Annotated in this window: 8 protein-coding genes; 3 read left to right on the top strand and 5 right to left on the bottom strand. The window is 56.8% G+C overall.

The window, feature by feature from the left end:
* Positions 1-9: 9 nt before the first annotated feature.
* From ACWVCN_RS08725 to ACWVCN_RS08705, 5 genes are read right to left on the bottom strand one after another with little or no spacing between them, the layout of a single operon-like run.
* Positions 10-879: an FAD/NAD(P)-binding protein gene (locus ACWVCN_RS08725; RefSeq protein WP_455245178.1), complete on the bottom strand. Its 870-nt coding sequence runs from the start codon at positions 877-879 to the stop codon at positions 10-12.
* On the bottom strand, positions 876-2,267 hold the full coding sequence (locus tag ACWVCN_RS08720; protein WP_455245177.1) for an NAD(P)(+) transhydrogenase (Re/Si-specific) subunit beta: 1,392 nt from the start codon (positions 2,265-2,267) through the stop codon (positions 876-878). The genes ACWVCN_RS08725 and ACWVCN_RS08720 overlap by 4 nt, the downstream gene beginning before the upstream one ends.
* Positions 2,264-2,557: an NAD(P) transhydrogenase subunit alpha gene (locus ACWVCN_RS08715; protein WP_455245176.1), complete on the bottom strand. Its 294-nt coding sequence runs from the start codon at positions 2,555-2,557 to the stop codon at positions 2,264-2,266. The genes ACWVCN_RS08720 and ACWVCN_RS08715 overlap by 4 nt, the downstream gene beginning before the upstream one ends.
* Entirely contained in the window at positions 2,557-3,759 is a 1,203-nt protein-coding gene (locus tag ACWVCN_RS08710) for a Re/Si-specific NAD(P)(+) transhydrogenase subunit alpha (protein WP_455245175.1), read from the bottom strand. The genes ACWVCN_RS08715 and ACWVCN_RS08710 overlap by 1 nt, the downstream gene beginning before the upstream one ends.
* The gene (locus ACWVCN_RS08705) at positions 3,756-4,880 is read right to left on the bottom strand and encodes a 4Fe-4S dicluster domain-containing protein (protein ID WP_455245174.1); all 1,125 of its coding nucleotides are present in this window, start codon (positions 4,878-4,880) and stop codon (positions 3,756-3,758) included. The genes ACWVCN_RS08710 and ACWVCN_RS08705 overlap by 4 nt, the downstream gene beginning before the upstream one ends.
* Before the next feature lie 389 nt (positions 4,881-5,269).
* On the opposite strand from ACWVCN_RS08705, the gene ACWVCN_RS08700 reads away from it, so the two are divergent.
* The 3 genes from ACWVCN_RS08700 (at position 5,270) to ACWVCN_RS08690 (ending at position 7,803) form a co-directional block, all read left to right on the top strand.
* A complete protein-coding gene (locus ACWVCN_RS08700; protein WP_455245173.1) occupies positions 5,270-6,157 on the top strand; it encodes a mechanosensitive ion channel family protein in 888 nt (295 codons plus the stop codon).
* Positions 6,158-6,335: 178 nt separating this feature from the next.
* Positions 6,336-6,632, top strand: coding sequence for a LapA family protein (locus tag ACWVCN_RS08695; RefSeq protein WP_455245172.1), 297 nt, complete (start codon positions 6,336-6,338; stop codon positions 6,630-6,632).
* An 82-nt stretch (positions 6,633-6,714) separates the two neighbouring features.
* Positions 6,715-7,803, top strand: a complete 1,089-nt coding sequence (locus ACWVCN_RS08690) for a potassium channel family protein (protein WP_455245171.1) — start codon at positions 6,715-6,717, stop codon at positions 7,801-7,803.
* The last annotated feature ends 156 nt before the right edge of the window (positions 7,804-7,959 follow it).

Raw genomic sequence — 7,959 nt, 5'->3', positions numbered from 1 at the left:
GTTGAATTTTCAGACGCCCCCTCGTCCCAACCACGCTGACACTCGGTCGTACGACATGACCGGGCCATCTTTGCAGAGAAAATATGGCCCCATCTGGCAATGTCCGCAGAGGCCGATACCGCATTCCATATGCCGCTCCAGGGATACGTGGATTGCGGACGGCAGCACGCCGCGCTCGACAAGGATAGGAGCCCCCAGCCGCATCATGATCTCGGGACCGCACATCAACACCACAGTCCTCGCAGGATCGAGCCTGACCTCATGAAACAGTTCAGTCACCACACCGACATGGTACTGCCAGCTCTTATCGGCTCGATCGCTGGTTAAATAGACCTCCGTATCCGGTTGATGTCGCCATTTGTCGAACCGTTCTCGATACAGCAAGTCATGCGGCGTCTTTACGCCGTGAAGAATCCTGACGGCTTTGTAATTCTTCCGGCGCCGGAAGATGTACTCGATTGCACCGACAACCGGCGCACAGCCGAGCCCTCCTGTCACCACGACGATATCTTTGCCCCGCGACTCGTCCAACGGCCATCCTCGCCCGAACGGCCCGCGCACTCCCAGGGAGTCACCGATTTCGAGTTTAGATATTGCGCTGGTTACACGTCCCGCGACACGGATCGTGTGATCGAGAAACTCGTGTTCGTCTGGGTCTGACACGATCGAGATCGCCACCTCACCGACGCCGAAGAGATAGAGCATATTAAACTGACCGCCATGGAAGCGGAAGTTCCGCCGAACGCGCTCATCCGCGAAGCGCAATCGATACGTGTCGATACCCTCGGTCTCTCGCGTTTTCGACACGATGGTGGCGGATTGGATCAGATAAGGGTTGGCCATGGAATCTCCTGCCGCATTCACCAGATCGGATTTCATCGGCCTTCCTTCAATATCTTCAGCACCGCCTGCACCATCTCTCGGCCATCACCGAACAGCATGATCGAATTGTCGGCGGCAAACAAAGGATTGGGGATACCGGCAAAGCCGGGACTCAAACTTCGCTTTATCACTACGACAGTCCTCGCCTTGTCCACATCGAGAATCGGCATGCCGGCGATGGGGCTCGTGGGGTCGGTCCGTGCCAGCGGATTCACCACATCGTTCGCGCCGATGACGAGCGCCAGATCCGTCTGCTCGAACATGGGATTGCTCTCGTCGAGATCCTTCAGCAGTTCGTACGGAACATTCGCCTCAGCCAGCAGGACGTTCATATGTCCCGGCATGCGTCCAGCCACCGGGTGGATGGCAAATTCGACTTCGATGCCGCGCGAGCGCAACAGCTCGGCGAGGTGTGCCACGCTATGTTGCGCCTGGGAGACGGCCATTCCGAAGCCGGGCACAATCACGACCCTGCGTGCGGTTTCGAACAGCACGGCGATTTCTTCCGGCGAGCCGCTCTTCACGCGACCTGCGTAGATATCTGTATCATCTCCGCCTTTCGGTGCAGGCGGAGCGAATCCGGCCATCACTTCCACCAGCGATCGGTTCATCGCCCGGCACATGATCTGTGTGAGAATCAACCCGGAAGCACCGACCAGCGATCCGGCGATGATTAATATGTTGTTGTTGAGCACGAAACCTGTCGCAGCAGCAGCCAGCCCGGAGCAGGAATTAAGCAAGGCGATCACCACCGGCATGTCCGCCCCACCAACGGGCAGAACAAGCAGGAGGCCCAGCAACGATGAAACCGCCACGACGAGCCAGTAGAAGTCATGGGATTCAGGTGTCATCAGAAGCCAGAGTCCCAGTCCCCCGGCAGCCAGAGACAGACCTGCATTGATGGCATACTGGCCTGGAAAACGAATGGCACTGTCAGTGATGAGTGATTGGAGTTTAGCGAAGGCCACGACACTGCCCCAGAACGTGACGGCGCCAATGACACCGGAGGCGGCCGCGGCTGCTGTGAAATGGCTGAGTGTCGAGACGGCCGCGTCCCTGTTCCCCAGCAATCCCCCTCCGGCAACCAGCACCGAAGCTCCGCCGCCGAGCCCGTTCAAGAGCGCCACCATTTGCGGCATGGCGGTCATCTCGATCTTCAGCGCCAACGTCGCGCCGACGACCGATCCGGTCAAGAGCGCAACAACAATCGTCTGGAAGCCGAGAATCCGCCGGTCAAGGAGTGTCAGCACAACGGCTACAAACATCCCCATCGAGCCCAAAAAGTTCCCCCGCACCGCCGTGCGAGGATGCGCGAGCCCTTTAAGCCCCATGACAAACAGAGCCGACGCGCCCAAGTATCCAAGATTGATCAAGGCGCTGTTCATCGCCGCCTCCTGGGGCCTTCCTTGAACATTGCGAGCATCCTGTGCGTCACGAGAAACCCCGCCACCACGTTGATCGTGGCAAATACAACGGCAAGAAACCCCAGTGCGCTCAAGAGCAGATCCCCCTCAGACCCGGCAGCCAGCAATGCCCCCACGAGTGTAATGCCTGAAATAGCATTGGCCCCTGACATGAGTGGCGTATGAAGCGTGGGGGGCACCTTCATGATGACCTCGAAACCGACGAAGAGGGCCAGCACAAAAATCGTCAACCCGAGCACGGCTGTCTCCATCACCTTTTCCTTTCTCCGACACCCTCGTGGTGCGTGTCTCTGATCATTGTGCGCACCCGGGAATTGACGACTTCTCCATTCCGCGTCAGCAGTGTCTCACGCGTGACCTCATCAGCCAGATCCACCCGTAAAGAGCCGTCCCGGCAGAGGTGAAGCAGGAAACTGGCAATATTCTTTCCATACATCTGGCTCGCATGAGCAGGCACGGTGCTGGGCAGGTTAGTCGGTCCCAAGATGGTAACGCCATGATGCACGATCACTTCGTTCGGCCGAGTGAGTTCGCAGTTGCCGCCACGCTCGGCAGCCACGTCCACGACGACCGAACCGCGCCCCATGCGCGATACCATATCGGCCGAGATCAACATCGGTGCCGGCTTGCCCGGTACGGACGCCGTGGTGATCACGACGTCGCTTGCCGTGACAACGGGAGTCAATAATTCACGCTGCCGCCGGTAAAGGTCCTCGCCCAACGCTTTGGCATATCCATCTGACTCCCCTCCGTCGTCCGTCCCCACAGAAATCTCGATAAACTTGGCGCCCAGGCTTTGCGCCTCTTCTCTCGCAGCAAGCCGCACGTCATAGGCCGACACGACTCCTCCCAGGCGACGCGCCGTGGCAATCGCCTGCAGCCCCGCGACACCGGCGCCGATAACTAACACACGCGCAGGCGGAATCGTACCGGCCGCCGTGGTCAACATCGGAAACAACTTCGGCAATGTGGATGCCGCCAACAGCACAGCCTTGTAGCCCACGATGGTCGCAAGCGACGAAAGCACATCCATGCTTTGCGCGCGGGCGATCCGGGGCATCAGTTCCATGGCAAAGACGGTGGCGCCCCGGTGTGCCAGTTCACTCGCCATGGCAGGTTGCCCGAGCGGCTCGGCCAATCCGATCAGCACCTGCTCAGGACGGATCAAGCGCAAATCATCACGGCCTTTCTCGGGGTTTGCTCCCGGCGTCCTGACCTGAAGTAAAATATCCGCCGAGCCGAACAACTCGGCGCGATCCGTGGCGATACGGACACCTTTTGCACGGTAGGCTTCATCCGCAAAACCCGCGGCTTCCCCCGCTCCCGCTTCCACCATCACATGGATGCCTAATTTAGTCAGCAGCGGCACATGCGAGGGAATCAACGCCACTAATGCTTCCCCCGCATAGGTCTCCTTCGGCACTCCGACGACTGGCTGCTTCGAATATGTCATACTCGATCCGACGTCTCCCCGTTATCGCCCTTGGTCTTCAGCATAGCCGGCAGTTCTTCGGTGAGATCAATGCCGACAGGGCACCAGCTGATGCAGCGTCCGCATCCGACACAGCCGGACATACCGAACTGATCGATCCAGGATGCAAGCTTGTGTGTCAGCCACATTCGATAACGATCCTTTATCGTGGGCCGGAAATTCTTTCCGTGAATGTATCCATGGTGCTGGGTAAAACAGGAATCCCATACTCGCGCATGTTCACTCCGCTGACGCTCCACATCCGGAATCTCTTCCACCGCATGGCAGAAGCAGGTCGGACAGACCATGGTGCAGTTACCGCAGGCCAAACAACGTGATGCCACGTCGTCCCAGCGAGGATGCTCATGCGCATCGTACAGCGCTTGAGGCAACGTGGAAGTGTCGAGGCTTCTCCCCTGACTCGCCGCACAGGTCTCGATCCTGGCGTTGGCTTCGTCGGTGTGTTCCTCTGCAGCAGACTCGCTAGCAAGTGCCGAAAGTATCTCTTCGCCAGCCTGACTTCCTGTTTCAACAAGAAAAACCCGGTCTAATTCGGTGAGAGCCAGATCGAAACCGCTGCGTGAGCGCGGCCCCGTTCCCATGGAAGCACAGAAGCACGTGGAGAGTGCTCTCGTACAGTTCACCACGACAACGAACAATCCAGCCCTCCTCGCCCGGTAATAGGGATCTGCATAGGCGTCGTGGAGAAAGATCCGATCCTGAATGGCCAGACCCGCTGCATCGCAGGGACGGGCTCCGAGGACAGCCACCTTCTCCGATTCTGGCACCGTGGGTGATGCCCGGAATCCCTTACGCGTTCGCTCGATGGTGAGCAGTGTTTCTCGCGGAGTGAAATTCAATGGTTTCATGGATTGCGGTCCATGAACCACCCCGAAGATACGGTCACCTTCAGTTCGTTCCAGACGATACCGGCCTGGTTCCTGTATATCGCGCCATCCGATCGGAAGGTCGGCCGTTCTTTCGACGGTATCCCATGCGACCGAGCCGTCGCGAGGGACCGGCCCAACCACTCGATAGCCATGATTTCGCAACACATCCAGAAGAGACTGAAATAGGGGCTTGGCTAATGCACGAATGCTCATAGGACAACTAAACGGTCGGACTCGGTTTCTGTCGAATCAACTGGTAGCCGCAAGACGGCAACCCACTGCTGATCCCAGGAAGCTGTTTGGGCACTTTGCCGTAAGATCGAAGTGAGATCAAGGCTTCATTGTGTACACGGTAGCTCCAGCGGCATTTCGGGCCAGGCATTACCCGAATCACTATAGCGGAGTTCACCATATGGAACATCGATTGTGAAGGTTCGTATCGCCTGCACTCGAAGGCGACGTGCTTCTGCTGAATTGAGGCATGTGCGTCAACCAAAAGTTAGGTTGGCGTAAAAAGACACAATTCTGGTATGCTCGCGTCCGCTCTTCTTCGTTGCTTGAACAACAAGCTATGGATTGGCCGCACCGTCCTGTACATAACGATGAATCATACTGGTCTCATTACCACCCATAGTGCGCGAGTCTGGGACATCCCTCTCTACACCAGCGGCGAAACGACCATCACGCTCGGCACCCTGATCTACCTCTCTGCGTTGACGGTCCTGCTGTTCGTCATCACGGCTAAGCTCAGGACCTGGATCGTCACCACACTGCTTTCTACCAGCCGAGTGGACATCGGTGTCCGATATGCGGTCGGTTCTATCATCCGCTACGTGGTTGTCACAGCGGGGCTGGTCATTATTCTGCAGACGGCCGGCATCGATCTCAGCACGCTGACCGTTCTGGCCGGTGCACTCGGAATTGGAATCGGTTTCGGCCTTCAAAACATCACCAACAACTTGGTCAGCGGCATTATCCTGCTCTTTGAGCGTCCGATCAAAGTCGGCGATCGAATCGAGGTCGGAGATGTACATGGAGATGTCGTCAGGATCTCCCCGCGTGCGACGACTGTCGTGACCAACGACAATATCGCCGTCATCGTACCCAACTCGGATTTCATCACCGGCCGCGTGATCAATTGGAGTTACACCGATAGGGACGTCAGGTTCTCCATTCCCGTCGGCGTGTCCTACGGGTCGGATCCGGAAACAATCAGGCGATTGCTGCTGGAAGTCGCTGAGGCCCATTCTGGAGTGCTACGACAGCCGAAACCCGATGTGCTGTTTGAAGAATTCGGCGAGAGCTCATTGAACTTCAACTTACGTGTCTGGACGCGCGAATTCATCACGACACCGGGTGTACTCAGAAGCCAACTCAATTTCATGATCAGCCGCGTCTTCAAAGAGAATGGCGTCGAGATCCCCTTTCCTCAACGCGATCTGCACGTCCGCAGCGGTGTCCTGACAATCAAGACGGCAAATACTTCGTGAAAGTTCGAGTTTAGCCATAATAGCCTTCACCGTGGAGATCGTTGAAATCAGAAAGACATGACCAGCATTGTTATTACGGTCGGCATCAATGATGGGAAGAGGGTATGTCATAAGCAGAGCACGCCGCTCGGCTGTTGCAGCAGCGATATGAAGCTTCGGTCATAGGCGGAGGTACGCCATGGGGCATCTGTTTCTGGCGCTGATTTTGGCCTTGTTAACAGCGGCATTCGCCCTTCAGAATACAGAAGCGGTGACCGTCCGTTTGTTGTTGTGGGAGCATCAGACATCGTTGGTGCTGGTCATTCTCGGCTCCGCCGGTTCTGGAATTGTCCTGACTTTCCTCGCATCACTTGGACGGCGATGGCGACAGACACGCACGATCAGATCCTTAGAATCCACGGTCGAATCACAGGGTGCGCGGATTCGCGAGCTGGAGGAGGCGCTCCGTCTCACCCAGAAACGCTCGTCGGAGTGACTGCCGGAATGTCAACGTCAAACCTTTCAACCAATGGGGATCGCACACCGGTCTTTTACGCCCGAGCGAGGGGCCTCGACGCATGACAGCCCTGCCCGGACGAAGCTGGATGTCCCGCCTGCGGTCTGCCATTCATCGTCGTGCCGCTCCAACCGGTCCCCGTGTCATCGTCACACCAAACGAATTCTCTCCGACCACCATATTGGTGATCCGGCTGGGAATTGTCCTTCTCCTTTTTGTCTTCGTCTTCACCACGCTCTGGTTGGATCGTGAAGGACTCCGCGACCACAGCGACGAATCGATATCGTTATCCGACGTACTCTACTTCACGATGATTACGGTAACGACTGTCGGGTACGGAGATATCGTGCCTGTTTCAGATCGTGCGAGACTGATCGACGCACTGGTCGTCACGCCTATCCGATTTGCGGTCTGGTTTCTGTTTCTCGGAACGGCTTATCAGTTAATCATCCGTCAATACATGGAGGGCTATCGTATGGCGAAACTTCAGGCGACGCTCAACGAACATATCATCGTCTGTGGATTCGGTCATACGGGAATGTCCGCGGCAAGAGAGCTGATGGCCAGAGGTGTCGACGCGGAGCAAATACTGGTCGTCGATAAGAAGGAAGAACGGGTCCGATTGGCGGGAACGTTGGGGATCGCCGGATTTCAAGCCGATGGCACCCAAGAAGCCGCTTTGCGAGAGGCTGCCATCGACAAGGCGAAGGCCGTCATTATCGCGGGAGGAGTTGATGATTCAAACGCCCTCATCCTCCTCACGGCCAGACATTTAAATCCAACCGTGCGTATAATTGTGAGTGCCAAGGAAGAAGAGAATGTAAAATTATTCAAGCAAGGGGGAGCCGATGCGATTATTTCCCCTGCAACCTTTGGCGGGTACATTCTTGCCGCGGCAGTCGACCAGGGACATATGGTTCACTATCTGGACGATCTCCTCACGGCACAAGGCAAAATCGCTTTAGTAGAACGGAAAGTGCGACCAGAGGAAGTGGAGAAACTGCCGGCTGACCTCAAACCGGATTTAGTCCTCCGACTCTATCGCAAATCGACAATGTTTTCATACATTGAACTGGACCAAGCCGGTCGGCTCCAGGAAGGAGATATCTTGGTGCTCTTTACAAGCCGCCACAGTGCTGATGATGAATAGAATAACGAGTTATAGGGCCGCGATATGCCGATTCGTAGCCGCTTTGTTGCGTCGGCGAACCTGGCATGCAAAACCCACCTCCGCCTGCTGGATTTGGGCTCTCCTCCTGCTAGCAATTCTGCCCCCCTTTGAAGTAGCCGCCGAAGATCTCCTTGG

The sequence above is a fragment of the Petrachloros mirabilis genome, from assembly GCF_975968855.1.
The sequence above is the reverse complement of the archived record's forward strand: the minus strand, read 5'-3'. Positions and strand labels throughout refer to the sequence as shown.

Bases quoted from the DNA above. Each gene is read 5' to 3' on its own strand.
- ACWVCN_RS08715 (WP_455245176.1), bottom strand. From the start codon at position 2,557: ATGGAGACAGCCGTGCTCGGGTTGACGATTTTTGTGCTGGCCCTCTTC.
- ACWVCN_RS08705 (WP_455245174.1), bottom strand. From the start codon at position 4,880: ATGAGCATTCGTGCATTAGCCAAGCCCCTATTTCAGTCTCTTCTGGAT.
- ACWVCN_RS08690 (WP_455245171.1), top strand. From the start codon at position 6,715: ATGACAGCCCTGCCCGGACGAAGCTGGATGTCCCGCCTGCGGTCTGCC.
- ACWVCN_RS08725 (WP_455245178.1), bottom strand. From the start codon at position 879: ATGAAATCCGATCTGGTGAATGCGGCAGGAGATTCCATGGCCAACCCT.
- ACWVCN_RS08710 (WP_455245175.1), bottom strand. From the start codon at position 3,759: ATGACATATTCGAAGCAGCCAGTCGTCGGAGTGCCGAAGGAGACCTAT.
- ACWVCN_RS08695 (WP_455245172.1), top strand. From the start codon at position 6,336: ATGGGGCATCTGTTTCTGGCGCTGATTTTGGCCTTGTTAACAGCGGCA.
- ACWVCN_RS08720 (WP_455245177.1), bottom strand. From the start codon at position 2,267: ATGAACAGCGCCTTGATCAATCTTGGATACTTGGGCGCGTCGGCTCTG.
- ACWVCN_RS08700 (WP_455245173.1), top strand. From the start codon at position 5,270: ATGAATCATACTGGTCTCATTACCACCCATAGTGCGCGAGTCTGGGAC.